The following is a 15,009-nucleotide window of genomic DNA, read 5'->3' on the forward strand; positions in this document are numbered from 1 at the left end:
CCCTCCTAGGCGTGGCCTACTGCTTGTCGAAGCGCGGGGTGTCCTGCGGCTGCTGCTGGGACTGCTGCTGGCCCTGGCCTCCCTCGAGCGCCTGGCGGTCGGACGTGCTGCCGCCGGCCAGCTCGGCCTTCATCCGCTGCAGCTCCAGCTCTACATCCGTACCACCGGAGAGCCGGTCCAGCTCGGCCTGGATGTCGTCCTTGTGCATGCCGGACTGGTCGTCCAGGGCACCGGAGGCGAGCAGTTCGTCGATGGCGCCGGCCCGGGCCTGGAGCTGGGCGGTCTTGTCCTCGGCGCGCTGGATGGCCAGGCCCACGTCGCCCATCTCCTCGGAGATGCCGGAGAACGCCTCGCCGATGCGGGTCTGCGCCTGGGCGGCGGTGTAGGTGGCCTTGATGGTCTCCTTCTTGGTGCGGAAGGCGTCCACCTTGGCCTGGAGCCGCTGGGCCGCAAGGGTGAGCTTCTCCTCCTCGCCCTGGAGGGTGGCGTGCTGGGTCTCCAGGTCGGTCACCTGCTGCTGGAGCGCCGCGCGGCGGGAGAGCGCCTCGCGGGCCAGGTCCTCGCGGCCCAGCGCGAGCGCCTTGCGGCCCTGGTCCTCCAGCTTCGACGACTGGGACTGGAGCTGGTTGAGCTGGAGCTCCAGCCGCTTGCGGCTGGTCGCCACGTCGGCGACGCCGCGGCGCACCTTCTGCAGCAGCTCCAGCTGCTTCTGGTACGAGTAATCGAGGGTCTCGCGCGGGTCCTCGGCCCGGTCCAGGGCCTTGTTGGCCTTCGCGCGGAAGATCATCCCCATACGCTTCATGACACCGCTCATGGGCTTCGCGCGCCCCCTTCTGACCGACTCCAGCTCCAGCACCTGCGACAGAACCCACAGTACGGGCCCTGCATCCATTACCGCACTGTTCGGGGACGGATGCGCTCATCCCCAAGGACGACTGCGTACTCCTCCGGTCCGGCGTAGGGAGTAGGTGCTCCCCGGGGTTGTCCGTAATGCCCCGCTGTCCGGGGCGGTACGCAACGTCCCCTCTGTCCCTTTACAGACGACCGGCGTTGCCGGATCGTTCCCCACCGGACTGGGGTCCACACCCCCGTACCCCGTACCCTTGGGTTTTGTGTTCCGTAGCCGTGCCAAGGATGAGAAGGCCCAGAGCGCCGTCAGCGCGCCGGTGACCGACTCCAATCAGCCCCGTGACCCGCAGGCCCCCAAGGGCAGGCCGACGCCCAAGCGCAGCGTGGCCCAGTCCCAGCGCCGCAGCGTGTCGAATACGCCGATGACGCGCAAGGAGGCCGCCAAGCGCCAGCGCGAGGAGCGCCGGACCGCGCTGGCCAAGCAGCGCGAGGCGCTGGCCAGCGGCGACGAGCGGTACCTGCCGGCCCGCGACAAGGGCCCGGTCCGCAAGTTCGCGCGCGACTTCATCGACTCGCGGTTCAACATCGCGGAGTACTTCCTGCCGATGGCCGTGATCATCCTCGTGCTGAGCATGATCCGGGTACCCGCGCTGCAGAACGCCGCGCTGCTGATGTGGCTGGTCGTGATCGTGCTGATCGTGCTCGACTCGCTCGTCACCGGCTTCCGGCTGAAGAAGCGCCTCGCCGAGCGCTTCCCCGACGACCGCAGGCGCGGCGCGGTGGCCTACGCGCTGATGCGCTCGCTCCAGATGCGCCGGCTCCGGCTGCCCAAGCCCCAGGTCAAGCGCGGGGAGCGGCCCTGAGCACGACGCCGTTCGCCGGGGACGCGGCGGATGCCTGGCTGGACAGGCTGGGGGCTCTGCGGGACGTCGTACGGCAGGAGCTGGTGGCCCGGCAGCTCGACGAGCAGATAGTCGGCCGCTTCCCGGTGGGCAAGCGGCTGCGGGTCCTCGACGTCGGGATGGGCCAGGGCACCCAGGCGCTGCGGCTGGCACGGGCCGGGCACCAGGTGACCGGCGTGGAGCGGGACGCGACCATGATCGCCGCGGCACGGGACGCGCTGGCCGGGCAGCCGGAGGGCATCCGGGAGCGGATGCGGATCGTCGAGGGCGACGGCCGGGACACCGGCGTCCACTTCCTGCCCGGCAGCTTCGACGTGGTGCTGTGCCACGGCGTGCTCATGTACGTCGAGGAGCCCGACCCGCTGCTCGCGGGGCTGGCCCGGATGCTCGCCCCGGGCGGACTGCTGTCCCTCCTGGTGCGCAACGGCGACGCGCTCGCGCTGCGCCCCGGCCTGTACGGCGACTGGGCGGGCGCCCTGGCCGCCTTCGACACCGTCGAGTACACCAACCGCCTCGGCCTGCACGTCCGCGCGGACCGGCTGGCGACACTGACGGCGAAGCTCGCCGGCATCGGCGCCCCGCTGCACACCTGGTACGGCGTCCGGGTCTTCACGGACACGGCCCCCGACGGCGCCACACCCCCGTCCGACCTGGACACGCTGCTGGCCGCGGAGGAGCGGGCGGGCCGTACCGACCCGTACCGCGGCGTCGCGGCGCTGCTGCACCTGTGCGGGGTGCGGGGCTAGGGCCTGTTGCCGGGGGCGCCCGTTCGGGTGTCCTCCGGGAGCCGGGGCGCCGTCGCGGGACGAGACTCGGGGCATGGACGCTTCCCGCACCCGCCCGCCCAGGCTGCTCGCCCCGGCCGCCCTACTGGCCTGCGCGTTGCTGTTCGTCACCGGCTGCACGGGCTCCGCCCCCGCCTCTCCCGGCGGGCAGGAGGGCGACACGGCGCAGGCCGCCGCGCAGACCGCGGCCAACGACCTGCAGGCCGACTACCAGCGGGTGATCGAGGACGTCCTCCCGTCGGTCGTGCAGATCCAGGCGGGCGACTCCCTGGGCTCCGGCGTGGTGTACGACGACAAGGGGCACATCGTCACCAACGCGCACGTCGTCGGGGACGACAGGACCTTCCGGGTGACGACCGCCCGCACCGAGGAGGCACTCGCCGCCGAGCTGGTCTCCTCCTACCCCGAGCAGGACCTCGCCGTCATCAAGCTGGACCGGCTGCCCGAGGGCATGAAAGCGGCCCGCTTCGGCGACTCCTCGAAGGCGGCGGTCGGGCAGATCGTGCTGGCGATGGGCTCGCCGCTGGGGCTGTCCTCCAGCGTGACGCAGGGCATCGTGTCGGCGGTCGGACGGACCGTCACCGAGGGCCGCCAGGGCGGCGGCACGGGCGCGACGATCGGCAACATGGTGCAGACGTCGGCGGCCATCAACCCCGGCAACAGCGGCGGCGCCCTGGTGAACCTCGACAGCGAGGTGATCGGCATCCCGACGCTGGCCGCGACCGACCCGGGCATGAGCGACAGCGCGGCGCCCGGCATCGGGTTCGCCATCCCGTCGTCGATGGTGAAGACGGTCGCCGACCAGATCATCGAGGACGGCCGGGTGACCGACTCGGGCCGCGCGGCGCTCGGCATCACCGCCCGTACGGTCGTCGACGACGGCTACCGGCCCGCGGGCGTGGCCGTCGTCGAGGTGAACGACGGCGGGGCCGCCGACGACGCGGGGCTGCGGCCCGGCGACGTCATCGTCCGGCTGGGCGACACGGACATCACCACGATCACCTCGCTGGCCGAGGCGCTCGCGTCGATGCAGCCGGGCGACCGGACGAAGGTGACGTACACCCGCGACGGCGACGAGCGCACCGCCGAGGTGACCCTGGGCGAGCAGTGAGGGGCGGGGCCGGCCGGACCGGGCCCCGCCCCACCGCTCAGCCCTCCGCCGACTCCTGGGCGTCTTCGGCGTGCAGGCTCATCGGCCCGTAGATCTCCGTGGAGTCCTCGAACAGCCGCACCTGGTCCGTGCCGCCCTCCTGGAGTTCCTTCCAGTGCTCCCCGATCCAGGACTCGGCGTCCCCTTGCGTGGTGAACTCCTCGGGCTGCACCGCGGGCTGGACCTCAGTCCCGCCGGCCGTCTCGAACCGCCACGTCCATGCCGCCATGTACGCCTCCAAGATGTGAGCACATGCAGAGCGGAAGCCGGATCTTGGTCCGGCCTCCGCCCGCAGCCTATGCGCTGAGCCGACCGCGTCGTAGCGGGCCCGGAAGACAGGCCCCGCCCCCTTAGGCGGCCTCGGGCGCGCACCCCGCCGCCCCACCGGGGAAAATCGAGGCGTGGACGTGACTCTGCTCGGCACCGGTGCCCCCGCGGGCCTGCCCCGCCCCGACTGCCCCTGCGCGGCCTGTGCCGCCGCCCAGGGCGAGAACGCGCGCGCGGCGACCGCGCTGCTGGTGGACGGGGCCCTGCTGCTCGACCTCACCCCGGGCGCCGCGTTCGCCGCCGCACGCGCCGGGCACTCCCTGACCGGCGTACGCCAGGTGCTGCTGTCGCACCCGCACGACGGTCCGGCGCTGGAGGTGCCCGCCGGGCTGCCGCAGCCGGGCCGGGTGCCGGACGGCCGGGAGCTGGCGCTGCTGACCGGGCACCGGGTGCGGGCGGTGGCGATGGACGCGCCGGGCACCGGGTACGCCGTGACGGGCCCGGACGGACAGCGGCTGCTCTACCTGCCGCCGGGCGGCGCTCCGGCGGGCCTGGAGGAGCCCGCCGAGCCGTACGACATGGTCCTCGTGGACGTCGTGGGCCGCCCGGACGCCCTGGCGAGGCTGCGCGCGGTGGGCGCGGTCGGCGCGACCACGGACGTCGTCGCCGTCCACCTGGACCACGACGTGCCGCCGGGCCGGGAACTCGCCCGCCGTCTCGCGGCGGCCGGGGCACGGGCCGTACGGGACGGCACCACGCTGGTGGTGGGCGCCTACGAGGACGTACCCGACGTACCGCGCCGCACCCTCGTGCTGGGCGGCGCCCGCTCGGGCAAGTCGGTGGAGGCCGAGCGCCGGCTGGAGTCCTTCCCGGAGGTGCTGTACGTCGCGACGGGCGGCTCCCGCAACGGGGACACGGAGTGGGCGGCCCGGGTCTGCGCGCACCGCGAGCGGCGCCCCGGCTCCTGGCGCACGGTCGAGACCTGCGACCTGGTTCCCCTCCTCAAGGACGACGGAGCGCCCCTCCTCATCGACTGTCTGTCCCTGTGGCTGACGGACGCGATGGACGCCGTGGGGGCCTGGGACGACGCGGAGTGGGCCGACGGCGGCGAACGGGCCCTGCGCGACCGGGTACGGGACCTGACGGAGGCGGTGCGCACCACCCGCCGCACGGTCGTCGCCGTGTCGAACGAGGTCGGCTCGGGCATCGTCCCGGCCACCGCCTCCGGCCGCCGCTACCGGGACGAACTCGGCCGCCTGAACGCCGCCCTCGCGCACGAGTGCGAGCAGGTACTGCTGGTGGTGGCGGGCCAGGCCCTCGTCCTACGCGGCTGAGACGGCGCCCTTGCGCGCGATGACGCGCCGGCTCCGCACGCCGGTGAGCACCGTGCAGCCCAGCCCGGCCAGTTCACGGCGCAGGGCCGCCGGGGGGACGGGCAGCCGACGCGGGTCCGCCACGTCGACGAGCAGATGACCGCCGGGCCGCAGCACGTGCAGCGCGGCCCGCAGTTCGGCACGCGGGTCGGGCACCCGCTCCAGCTGCTGAAAGAGGCTCACCACGTCATAGCGGCCCCGCAGCCGCGCCTGGACGTGCGGGTCCGTCAGCCTGCCGACGAACGCCTCCTCGACCCGTTCGACGGCACGGGCCCGCAGCACCCGGTGCGTGGAGTCCAGGCCGTCGAATGACGTGTACGGGAACCAGGCCCGTGCGGCGTGGGGGAAGCCGGCGTCGCCGGTGCCCACGTCCAGCCAGCTCTCGGGCTCCGGACAGCGGCGGAACACCGCGCGGGCGGCCGCCCCGTACCGGAGGCGGACGCCGGCCCGGACGACCGGGTGCCCGAGCCCCGGCTCGAGCGGCGGATTGCGGAATCCGTGCCCGCACGCCAGACAGCGTTCGAGCACGCAGCGACCGGGTGCGGCCCGCCGCGGACCCTGACCGAACAGGCGGGAGCGCAGCCGCCGGGACCCGCACCAGGGGCAGTCCGCACGGTGCGGCCCGTAACCGGGGAAGGGAGGAACCGGGGGCACGGGAGGCGGCGCCGAGGGGACGGGCGGTGCGGACATGGGCGGCTCCCGACGCGCGTGGAAGAGAACGAACGACAATCCAGGCAAAACGTTACGTAGGTGATCGTCGTCGGGCGGGGAACGACGCCGCCCGGGCGCGGTGTGGACGGGCCCGCCGTCGTGTTCGACCCAGGCCGGTACTGTTCGGCGAATGAGCTCGCTGAATCTCGACGACTTCACCGATCTGATCGAGCGCCCCGACGGTGGGGTGCGCCGCGACGCCGAGGCGCGCCGGGAGCGCCAGGTCGTGCCGCCCGGATCGCTGGGCCGCCTGGACGAACTGGGCGAGTGGCTGGCCGCGGCGCGGTCCGCCGTGCCGGTGCGGCCGGTCGAACAGCCCCGGGTGGTGCTCTTCGCCGGTGACCACAAGGTCGCCGAACTGGGGGTGTCGGCACGGCCCGCGGGCGGTGCGGGCGAGCTGGTGCGCGAGGTGCTGGAGGGCGGCCGGCCCGTGTCCGTACTGGCCCGTCGCCTCGGCGTACCGGTGCGCGTGGTCGACATGTCCCTGGACTGCGACCCTCAGACGCTGCCCGCCGACGTTTCGGCGCACCGGGTGCGACGCGCGGGCGGACGCATCGACATCGAGGACGCGCTGACCCTGGAGGAGGCGGAGGCCGCCTTCCGGGCCGGGATGGCGGTGGCCGACGAGGAGGCCGACTCCGGTACGGACCTGGTGGTGCTGGGCGACGTGAGCGTGGGCGGCACCACGGCGGCGGGCGTGCTGGTCGCCGCGCTGTGCGGCACCGACGCGTCGGTCGTCACCGGGCGGGGTGGGCTGCCCATCGACGACCTGGCCTGGATGCGCAAGTGCGCGGCGATCCGCGACGCACTGCGCCGCGCGCGGCCGGTCCTCGGGGACCAGCTGCGGCTCCTCGCGACGGTGGGCGGGGCCGACCTGGCCGCGATGACGGGCTTCCTGCTGCAGAGCGCGGTGCGGAAGACGCCGGTGATCCTGGACGGCGTGGTGACGGCCGCGTGCGCGCTGGTCGGGCAGCGGGTCGCCTTCCGGGCGCCGGACTGGTGGCTGGCGGCGCACGACAGCGGGGAGCCGGGCCAGGCCAAGGCGCTGGACCGGATGGCCCTGGAGCCGCTGCTCTCCCAGGGCGTGACGGTGGGCGAGGGGGCGGGGGGCCTGCTGGCGCTTCCCCTGGTGCAGGCCGCGGCGGCGCTGGCGGCAGAACTGCCGGTCGTCTCCGACGGGGAGGCCGAGTAACCGCGCACCCCCCGAAGCCGCAGCGGCGCCGCAGGCACCCGTTGAACCGCCGGAGGCCTACACATCCGGCCGCCCCCCGATCCAGTCCTGCACCGCCCGGCGCGGACCGGACCAGCGGCGGTCGTGGCGGTAGGCCCGCAGGTGGGACTTGGCGCGGGCCTGCGGCCGGCGGGCGTAGAAGCGGCGGGCCCACAGCGAGCCGGGCCGCGCCAGGCGGACCGCGCCGATCAGGGCGACGAGCGGCACGATCACCCCGAAGACCGCGAGCCGCGCCTTGCCCTTGGCCAGGGCCAGGAGGGAGAAGAAGAAGTTCCCCGCGACGGTCGCGATGACGTTCGCACGGTCCTGCAACTCGTCCTGGGACATGCCGTCGACACCGAACGGCGTGAACCCGGCGAGGACCAGCCCCACCAGCGCCGCCGTGAGCACCACGGCCTCCACGCTCTTGCGCCCCGCCTCGCTCCAGTACACGTCGTCGAGATGCAGGATCAGCGCGAACTCGTCCAGCACCAGCCCCGCCCCGACCCCGAAGACGACCGCCGCCAGCGCGGAGCCGAACCCGTGTCGGCCCCCGGCGACGGCGGCGAAACCGCCGACCACGGTGAGGACGACCCCCGGAACGACGTGATGCACGTGCACCCCGCCCGCCTCGACGTTGCCGAAGGGGCCCTTGCCCGCCCGGATGAGCCGGGTGATCACCCGCGTGATCAGGAACGTCAGCACAAAGGCACCCAGGGCGAGGAGCAGCGGCAGCTTCCCGGGTTCCATGATGTTGCGCTGCCACCAATCTCCCATATGCGCACTTTATCCCCGGTCGGCGCCGACGCCCTCCCGACCGCCGGGTAGTCTGCGCCGGTGCTCAGGACCCCCTCCCCCGACGGCCTCCGCTTCGCCTTCGGCACCCTCACCGTGTTCCCGGTCGAGGTGACCCGCTGGGACCGCGAGGCGGCCCGCGCCGGCATGCTGTGCGCGCCGCTGGCCGGCCTGGCCGTCGGCGTCACGGCCGCCGCGGCCGGGCTCCTGCTGCTGCTCCTCGGCGCGGGCACCCTGCTCGCCGCCGTCGCCACCGCCGCCGTACCCGCCGTGCTCACCCGCGGCCTGCACCTGGACGGACTGGCCGACACCGCGGACGGACTCGGCAGCGGCAAGCCCGCCGAGGACGCGCTGCGGATCATGAAGCAGTCGGACATCGGCCCGTTCGGCGTGCTCACGCTGCTCTTCGTGCTGCTGGCCCAGGTGGCCGCGCTGACGCAGGCCTACGACGCGTCCTGGGCGCACGGCGCGCTCGCCGCCGTGGTCTCCGCGACCGCCGCCCGGCTGGCGCTGACCCTCGCCGCCCGCACCGGCGTGCCCGCCGCCCGCCCCGAGGGCCTGGGCGCGGCGGTCGCGGGGGCGGTGCCGCCGGGTGGCGCGCTCGCGGCCACCGCCGCCGTCACGGCGGCCTCAGCGGCGGCGGCCGGCGCGCTCTCCGGCCCGTACGACGCGGTCCGTGCGGCGCTCGCCGTACTGTGCGCCGGCGCCGTCGCGGAACTCCTCCTGCGCCACTGCGTCCGCCGCTTCGGCGGGGTCACCGGCGACGTCTTCGGCGCGGTCGCGGAGACGGCGGCCACCACCGCCCTCGTCGTACTGGTCCTCGGCTGACCTCAGCAGGCCTCCCGCCACACCCCCAGCTCGTACTTCTTCGGCATCGAACTCAGCCCCAGCTCCCGCGACCCGGCGCAGAACCGCTCCGTCGGCAGCTCGTACTCGACGTGGAAGACCGCCTTGTCCGCGTCGACGAACGGCTTGTTGTCGGCGCACTCGCCGTACTGGGCGCACTGCTCGTTGACCGCGAAGTCGAAGTCGTCGACCAGCTCGGGGATCTGGTCCAGGTCGTTCTTCAGGCCGACGGCCATGCCCCGCTCGTGGGCGAGCTTCGCGATCAGCCGGTTGTAGCGGAGCTGGTCGTCGGCGGTGAGCGGGAAGCCGGTGTCGTTCTTGTAGCCGTCCATGTTGTCCGGCTCGACCGCGTCGAAGCCCTTGTCGCGGCACATGTCGATCCGCTCGGCCATCAGCGGTTCGAGGACGTCGGTCTCACGGATGTCCAGCCACCGCTCGCCCTCCCAGCCGTTGCCCTCGCCCAGCACCGACTCCGGGAACTTCCCGGCGTCCGGGCGGAAATCCTCCCAGGCGCCGGTGGAGAGGTAGCAGATGACCTTGCGGCCGTCGTCGTGCAGCCCGGCGACCGTGGCCCCGGTGTGGTCGAAGCCGTCGATGTCGTAGACCGGTACGTCGACGGAGGTGTCCAGCTTGCCGCTGAGCTGCCACTGCCAGGCGGTGCCGGGACGCGGCTGCCAGTGACCGGCGTCGTCCCGCCCGCCGTCGGGGGACGCCGAGGAGCAGCCCGCGAGCAGCAGGAGAAGGGCCGACAGCAGGACCGGGCGTCTCATGGCGCGTGCTCCAGGGGTGGGGGTGGCGTGGCCAGTAATGATCGCGTACGCCCCGGCGGCACGGGAAACGCGGGGCGCGGGAGGGAGCGGACGCGGGCGCGAGCGTAGGCTCGTGCCGGGTGTTTGCCTGCCCAGGTAAGGACCGCATCGCAGGAGGGATCTAGGGTCGGTTGTCGGGCCCGGTCGACCCACCCGCATTCGGCCGCACAGGACTTCATACGGAAGCGAGAATTCACCACCGTGACTGCTCTCACTCTCTCCACCGCCGCGGCGCCCGGCCTGCGGGCCGACGCGATCGTGATCGGTGTCGCCAAGGGCGCCAAGGGACCGGTCGTCGCACCGGGCGCCGAGGCCGTGGACAAGGCGTACGACGGCCGGCTCGCCGGCGTCCTGGAGACCCTCGGTGCCTCGGGCGCCGAGGGCGAGGTGACGAAGCTGCCCGCGCCGTCCGGCTTCAAGGCACCCGTCGTGGTGGCGGTGGGCCTGGGCGCCGAGCCCGAGAAGGACGCCGGGTTCGACGCCGAGGCGCTGCGCCGGGCCGCCGGTGTGGCCGCCCGCGCGCTCGCCGGCTCCAAGAAGGCCGCCTTCGCCCTGCCGCTCACCGAGGCCGCCGACGCCGGCGCCGTCGGTGAGGGCGTGCTGCTCGGCGCGTACTCCTTCGACGCCTACAAGGAGACCGGCAAGGACGCGAAGGCCAAGAACGGCAAGGCCCCGCTGGCGGAGGCGGCGCTGCTGGGCGGCAAGCCCCGCGACAAGGCGTACAAGGCGGCGATCGAGCGTGCCGCGGCCGTCTCCGAGGAGCTGAACCGCGCCCGCGACCTGATCAACACGCCGCCGAACGACCTCAACCCCGAGGCGTTCGCCGCGGTGGCGCAGGCCGCCGCGAAGGAGCACGGCATCAAGGTGCAGGTGCTCGACGAGAAGGCGCTCACCAAGGGCGGCTACGGCGGCATCCTCGGCGTCGGCGCCGGTTCGGCGGCCGGCCCGCGGCTGGTGAAGCTGTCGTACACCTCGGCCAAGGCGACGAAGTCGCTCGCCTTCGTCGGCAAGGGCATCACCTACGACTCGGGCGGCATCTCGCTGAAGCCGGCCGGTCACAACGAGACGATGAAGTGCGACATGAGCGGTGCCGCCGCCGTGTTCGCCGCGGTCGTCGCCGCCGCGCGCCTGGGCCTGGAGGTCAACGTGACCGGCTGGCTGGCGCTGGCCGAGAACATGCCGTCGGGCTCCGCCACCCGCCCGGGTGACGTGCTGCGCATGTACAGCGGCAAGACGGTGGAGGTGCTCAACACCGACGCCGAGGGCCGGCTCGTGCTCGCCGACGCGCTGTGGGCGGCCTCGCAGGATAAGCCGGACGCGATCATCGACGTGGCGACGCTGACCGGCGCGATGATGCTGGCGCTGGGCAGCCGGACGTACGGGATCATGGCGAACGACGACGCGTTCCGCTCCGCGGTGCACGAGGCGTCGGAGGAGGTCGGCGAGCCGGCGTGGCCGATGCCGCTCCCGGAGCACCTGCGCAAGGGCATGGACTCGCCGACCGCGGACATCGCCAACATGGGCGAGCGGATGGGCGGCGGTCTGGTGGCCGGTCTGTTCCTGCGCGAGTTCGTGGGCGAGGGCATCGCGTGGGCGCACCTGGACATCGCGGGTCCGGCGTTCAACGAGGGCGGGCCGTTCGGGTACACGCCGAAGGGCGGTACGGGGACGGCCGTGCGGACGCTGGTGCGGGTTGCCGAGCTGGCGGCCGCGGGTGATTTGGGCTAGGGGCGCCTGATGGGTCGGGGGTGCGGGTGGTTTGTGCGGCTGCGGGTCCGTTGTGGCTGGTCGCGCAGTTCCCCGCGCCCCTGACGGCGTCTCCGCTCCCTTCGCTACAAGTGAACGTGGGGCGTCTCACACACCGGCCCCACGTCTCGTCGGCCCCCTACAAGTGCGAAGATGGGGCTCGGCAGGACAGGGCCCCCACCTAAGGGCCGAGAACAAAGAGCGGCCGGACACCAGCCGCCGACCGGTCACTGGAGACCGGCGTGGCGCACATGCATGGAGGACGTGACGTGGCGAACGACGCCAGCACCGTTTTCGACCTAGTGATCCTCGGCGGTGGCAGCGGTGGTTACGCCGCGGCCCTGCGCGGGGCGCAGCTGGGCCTGGACGTCGCCCTGATCGAGAAGGACAAGGTCGGCGGTACCTGCCTGCACAAGGGGTGCATCCCCACCAAGGCCCTGCTGCACGCGGGCGAGATCGCCGACCAGGCCCGCGAGAGCGAGCAGTTCGGCGTGAAGGCCACGTTCGAGGGCATCGACGTGGCCGCCGTGCACAAGTACAAGGACGACGTGATCTCGGGCCTGTACAAGGGCCTGCAGGGTCTGATCGCCTCGCGCAAGGTGACCTACATCGAGGGTGAGGGCCGCCTGTCCTCCCCGACCTCCGTGGATGTGAACGGTCAGCGCGTCCAGGGCCGCCACATCCTGCTGGCGACCGGCTCCGTGCCGAAGTCGCTGCCGGGCCTGGAGATCGACGGCGACCGGATCATCTCCTCCGACCACGCCCTCAAGCTCGACCGCGTGCCGAAGTCCGCGATCGTCCTGGGCGGCGGCGTCATCGGCGTCGAGTTCGCCTCCGCGTGGAAGTCCTTCGGCACCGACGTCACGATCGTCGAGGGCCTCAAGCACCTCGTGCCGGTCGAGGACGAGAACAGCTCCAAGCTGCTGGAGCGCGCCTTCCGCAAGCGGGGCATCAAGTTCAACCTGGGCACCTTCTTCGAGAAGGCCGAGTACACCCAGGACGGCGTCAAGGTCACCCTGGCCGACGGCAAGTCCTTCGAGGCCGAGGTCCTGCTCGTCGCCATCGGCCGCGGCCCGGTCTCGCAGGGCCTGGGCTACGAGGAGGCCGGGGTCGCCATGGACCGCGGTTTCGTCCTCGTCGACGAGTACATGCGGACCAACGTCCCGACGATCTCCGCCGTCGGTGACCTCGTCCCGACCCTCCAGCTCGCGCACGTCGGCTTCGCCGAGGGCATGCTGGTGGCGGAGCGGCTGGCCGGCCTGAAGACCGTCCCGGTCGACTACGACGGCGTGCCGCGGGTGACGTACTGCCACCCCGAGGTCGCCTCCGTGGGCATCACCGAGGCCAAGGCCAAGGAGATCTACGGTGCGGACAAGGTCGTCGCCCTGAAGTACAACCTGGCGGGCAACGGCAAGAGCAAGATCCTGAAGACCACGGGCGAGATCAAGCTCGTCCAGGTCAAGGACGGTGCCGTGGTCGGCGTCCACATGGTCGGCGACCGCATGGGCGAGCAGGTCGGCGAGGCCCAGCTGATCTACAACTGGGAGGCGCTGCCGGCCGAGGTGGCCCAGCTGGTGCACGCCCACCCGACGCAGAACGAGGCGATGGGCGAGGCGCACCTGGCGCTGGCCGGCAAGCCGCTGCACTCCCACGACTGACCTCCCTCGGTCACTGGGCGCGACGACACAGACTTCCGCAATTTCGTAAGGAGCAACCGAAACCATGGCGGTTTCCGTAACCCTTCCGGCGCTCGGCGAGAGCGTCACCGAGGGCACCGTCACCCGTTGGCTGAAGGCCGAGGGTGAGCGTGTCGAGGCCGACGAGCCGTTGCTCGAGGTCTCGACCGACAAGGTCGACACCGAGATCCCGGCGCCCGCCTCCGGCGTGCTGTCCTCCATCAAGGTCGCCGAGGACGAGACCGTCGAGGTCGGCGCCGAGCTGGCGCTGATCGACGACGGCACCGGCGCCCCGGCCGCCGAGCAGGCCCCGCAGGCCGAGCAGGTCGCCGAGCCGGCCCCCGAGCCCGCCCCGGCCGCCCCGTCCACCGAGCAGGCCGCCCCGGCGCCCGCTCCCACCGCCGAGGCCGCCGCCGGCGGCTCCGCCGAGGGCACGGACGTGGTCCTGCCCGCGCTCGGCGAGTCCGTCACCGAGGGCACCGTCACCCGCTGGCTGAAGTCGGTCGGCGACTCGGTCGAGGCCGACGAGCCGCTGCTGGAGGTGTCCACCGACAAGGTCGACACCGAGATCCCCGCCCCGGCCTCCGGCACCCTGCTGGAGATCGTGGTCGGCGAGGACGAGACCGCCGAGGTCGGCGCCAAGCTCGCTGTCATCGGCGAGGCCGGTGCCGCTCCGGCCCCCGCCCCCGCGCAGGAGGCCCCGGCCGCCCCGGCCCAGCCCGAGCCCACCCCGGCCCCGGCCCCGGCCGCTCCCGCCGCTCCGGCTCCGCAGGCCCCCACGGCCCCGGCTCCGCAGCAGCAGACCACCCCGGCGCCCGACCCGGTCCCGTCCGCCCCGGCACCCGCGCCGGCCCCGGCCGCCGCCCCGGCAGCCCCGGCCGCCGCCCAGCCGGTGGACGACGGCGCCTACGTCACCCCGCTGGTGCGCAAGCTCGCCGCCGAGAACGGCGTCGACCTGTCCACCGTCAAGGGCACCGGCGTCGGCGGCCGCATCCGCAAGCAGGACGTCGTCGCCGCCGCCGAGGCCGCGAAGGCCGCCGCGCCGGCTCCGGCCGCCGCCGCCCCGGCCGCCGCCGCGAAGAAGGCCCCCACCCTGGAGGCCTCCCCGCTCCGCGGCCAGACCGTGAAGATGCCGCGCATCCGCAAGGTCATCGGCGACAACATGGTCAAGGCCCTGCACGAGCAGGCCCAGCTGTCGTCGGTCGTCGAGGTCGACGTCACCCGCCTGATGAAGCTGCGCGCCCGCGCCAAGGACGCGTTCGCGGCGCGTGAGGGCGTCAAGCTCTCGCCGATGCCGTTCTTCGTCAAGGCCGCGGCCCAGGCGCTGAAGGCGCACGCGCCGGTCAACGCCAAGATCAACGAGGCCGAGGGGACCATCACCTACTTCGACACCGAGAACATCGGTATCGCGGTGGACTCCGAGAAGGGCCTGATGACCCCGGTCATCAAGAACGCCGGTGACCTCAACCTGGCCGGCATCGCCAAGGCGACCGCCGACCTGGCGGGCAAGGTCCGGGCCAGCAAGATCAGCCCGGACGAGCTGGCCGGCGCGACCTTCACCATCTCCAACACCGGTTCGCGCGGCGCGCTGTTCGACACGATCATCGTGCCGCCGGGCCAGGTCGCCATCCTCGGCATCGGTGCCACGGTCAAGCGTCCGGCCGTCATCGAGACGGAGGACGGCCCGGTCATCGGCGTCCGCGACATGACGTACCTGACCCTGTCCTACGACCACCGCCTGGTGGACGGCGCCGACGCCGCCCGCTACCTGACGGCGGTCAAGGCGATCCTGGAGGCGGGCGAGTTCGAGGTCGAGCTCGGCCTGTAATTCCCCTGCCAGTGGGCCTGTACGGTGCCCCCGCCCGGAGCTCTCCGGACGGGGGCACCGTC

General features: G+C 73.3%; 14 protein-coding genes. 9 read left to right on the plus strand and 5 right to left on the minus strand.

Annotated elements, in window-relative coordinates:
- Nucleotides 1-16 precede the first annotated feature (16 nt).
- A complete protein-coding gene (locus AMK11_RS01965) occupies nt 17-802 on the minus strand; it encodes a PspA/IM30 family protein (RefSeq protein WP_274535659.1) in 786 nt (261 codons plus the stop codon).
- A gap of 271 nt (nt 803-1,073) precedes the next feature.
- Between AMK11_RS01965 and AMK11_RS01970 the strand changes: the two genes are divergently transcribed.
- From AMK11_RS01970 to AMK11_RS01980, 3 genes are all read left to right on the plus strand, one after another.
- The gene (locus tag AMK11_RS01970; protein WP_073723858.1) at nt 1,074-1,712 is read left to right on the plus strand and encodes a DUF3043 domain-containing protein; all 639 of its coding nucleotides are present in this window, start codon (nt 1,074-1,076) and stop codon (nt 1,710-1,712) included.
- Nucleotides 1,713-1,795: 83 nt separating this feature from the next.
- Nucleotides 1,796-2,497, plus strand: a complete 702-nt coding sequence (locus AMK11_RS01975; RefSeq protein WP_073722191.1) for a class I SAM-dependent methyltransferase — start codon at nt 1,796-1,798, stop codon at nt 2,495-2,497.
- 73 nt (nt 2,498-2,570) lie between these two features.
- A complete protein-coding gene (locus AMK11_RS01980; RefSeq protein WP_073722193.1) occupies nt 2,571-3,647 on the plus strand; it encodes a S1C family serine protease in 1,077 nt (358 codons plus the stop codon).
- Nucleotides 3,648-3,684: 37 nt separating this feature from the next.
- Here AMK11_RS01980 and AMK11_RS01985 read toward each other — a convergent pair whose 3' ends face one another.
- Nucleotides 3,685-3,915, minus strand: a complete 231-nt coding sequence (locus tag AMK11_RS01985; protein WP_073723860.1) for a hypothetical protein — start codon at nt 3,913-3,915, stop codon at nt 3,685-3,687.
- Between the two features lie 172 nt (nt 3,916-4,087).
- Here AMK11_RS01985 and AMK11_RS01990 point away from each other — a divergent pair, with 172 nt between their 5' ends.
- Nucleotides 4,088-5,287, plus strand: a complete 1,200-nt coding sequence (locus AMK11_RS01990; protein WP_073722195.1) for a bifunctional adenosylcobinamide kinase/adenosylcobinamide-phosphate guanylyltransferase — start codon at nt 4,088-4,090, stop codon at nt 5,285-5,287.
- On the opposite strand, the gene AMK11_RS01995 is transcribed toward AMK11_RS01990, so the two are convergent.
- A complete protein-coding gene (locus tag AMK11_RS01995) occupies nt 5,276-5,854 on the minus strand; it encodes a class I SAM-dependent methyltransferase (RefSeq protein WP_241846879.1) in 579 nt (192 codons plus the stop codon). The genes AMK11_RS01990 and AMK11_RS01995 overlap by 12 nt on opposite strands.
- A 313-nt stretch (nt 5,855-6,167) precedes the next feature.
- On the opposite strand from AMK11_RS01995, the gene cobT reads away from it, so the two are divergent.
- Nucleotides 6,168-7,229 (plus strand): nicotinate-nucleotide--dimethylbenzimidazole phosphoribosyltransferase, encoded by a 1,062-nt coding sequence (gene cobT / locus AMK11_RS02000; RefSeq protein WP_073722199.1) that lies wholly within the window; start codon nt 6,168-6,170, stop codon nt 7,227-7,229.
- A 57-nt stretch (nt 7,230-7,286) separates the two neighbouring features.
- Here the strand turns inward: cobT and AMK11_RS02005 are convergent, their stop codons facing one another.
- The gene (locus AMK11_RS02005; RefSeq protein WP_073722201.1) at nt 7,287-8,024 is read right to left on the minus strand and encodes a hypothetical protein; all 738 of its coding nucleotides are present in this window, start codon (nt 8,022-8,024) and stop codon (nt 7,287-7,289) included.
- A gap of 60 nt (nt 8,025-8,084) precedes the next feature.
- Here AMK11_RS02005 and AMK11_RS02010 point away from each other — a divergent pair, with 60 nt between their 5' ends.
- Nucleotides 8,085-8,870: an adenosylcobinamide-GDP ribazoletransferase gene (locus tag AMK11_RS02010; protein WP_073722203.1), complete on the plus strand. Its 786-nt coding sequence runs from the start codon at nt 8,085-8,087 to the stop codon at nt 8,868-8,870.
- Between the two features lie 2 nt (nt 8,871-8,872).
- On the opposite strand, the gene AMK11_RS02015 is transcribed toward AMK11_RS02010, so the two are convergent.
- A complete protein-coding gene (locus AMK11_RS02015; protein ID WP_073722238.1) occupies nt 8,873-9,658 on the minus strand; it encodes an endo alpha-1,4 polygalactosaminidase in 786 nt (261 codons plus the stop codon).
- A 240-nt stretch (nt 9,659-9,898) separates the two neighbouring features.
- Between AMK11_RS02015 and AMK11_RS02020 the strand changes: the two genes are divergently transcribed.
- The 3 genes from AMK11_RS02020 to sucB all read left to right on the plus strand — a co-directional run bounded on the left by AMK11_RS02020 (nt 9,899) and on the right by sucB (nt 14,947).
- On the plus strand, nt 9,899-11,425 hold the full coding sequence (locus AMK11_RS02020) for a leucyl aminopeptidase (RefSeq protein WP_073722240.1): 1,527 nt from the start codon (nt 9,899-9,901) through the stop codon (nt 11,423-11,425).
- 287 nt (nt 11,426-11,712) lie between these two features.
- Nucleotides 11,713-13,101, plus strand: coding sequence for a dihydrolipoyl dehydrogenase (gene lpdA, locus AMK11_RS02025; protein WP_073722242.1), 1,389 nt, complete (start codon nt 11,713-11,715; stop codon nt 13,099-13,101).
- A gap of 64 nt (nt 13,102-13,165) precedes the next feature.
- On the plus strand, nt 13,166-14,947 hold the full coding sequence (sucB, locus tag AMK11_RS02030) for a 2-oxoglutarate dehydrogenase, E2 component, dihydrolipoamide succinyltransferase (RefSeq protein ID WP_073722244.1): 1,782 nt from the start codon (nt 13,166-13,168) through the stop codon (nt 14,945-14,947).
- Nucleotides 14,948-15,009 lie beyond the last annotated feature (62 nt).

This window comes from Streptomyces sp. CB02414, assembly GCF_001905385.1.
Taxonomy (GTDB): domain Bacteria; phylum Actinomycetota; class Actinomycetes; order Streptomycetales; family Streptomycetaceae; genus Streptomyces.

Excerpts from the sequence above, each read along its gene's own strand:
- sucB (WP_073722244.1), top strand. The coding sequence starts at position 13,166 with ATGGCGGTTTCCGTAACCCTTCCGGCGCTCGGCGAGAGCGTCACCGAG.
- AMK11_RS01985 (WP_073723860.1), bottom strand. The coding sequence starts at position 3,915 with ATGGCGGCATGGACGTGGCGGTTCGAGACGGCCGGCGGGACTGAGGTC.
- AMK11_RS01980 (WP_073722193.1), top strand. The coding sequence starts at position 2,571 with ATGGACGCTTCCCGCACCCGCCCGCCCAGGCTGCTCGCCCCGGCCGCC.
- AMK11_RS02005 (WP_073722201.1), bottom strand. The coding sequence starts at position 8,024 with ATGGGAGATTGGTGGCAGCGCAACATCATGGAACCCGGGAAGCTGCCG.
- cobT (WP_073722199.1), top strand. The coding sequence starts at position 6,168 with ATGAGCTCGCTGAATCTCGACGACTTCACCGATCTGATCGAGCGCCCC.
- AMK11_RS01965 (WP_274535659.1), bottom strand. The coding sequence starts at position 802 with ATGAAGCGTATGGGGATGATCTTCCGCGCGAAGGCCAACAAGGCCCTG.
- AMK11_RS02015 (WP_073722238.1), bottom strand. The coding sequence starts at position 9,658 with ATGAGACGCCCGGTCCTGCTGTCGGCCCTTCTCCTGCTGCTCGCGGGC.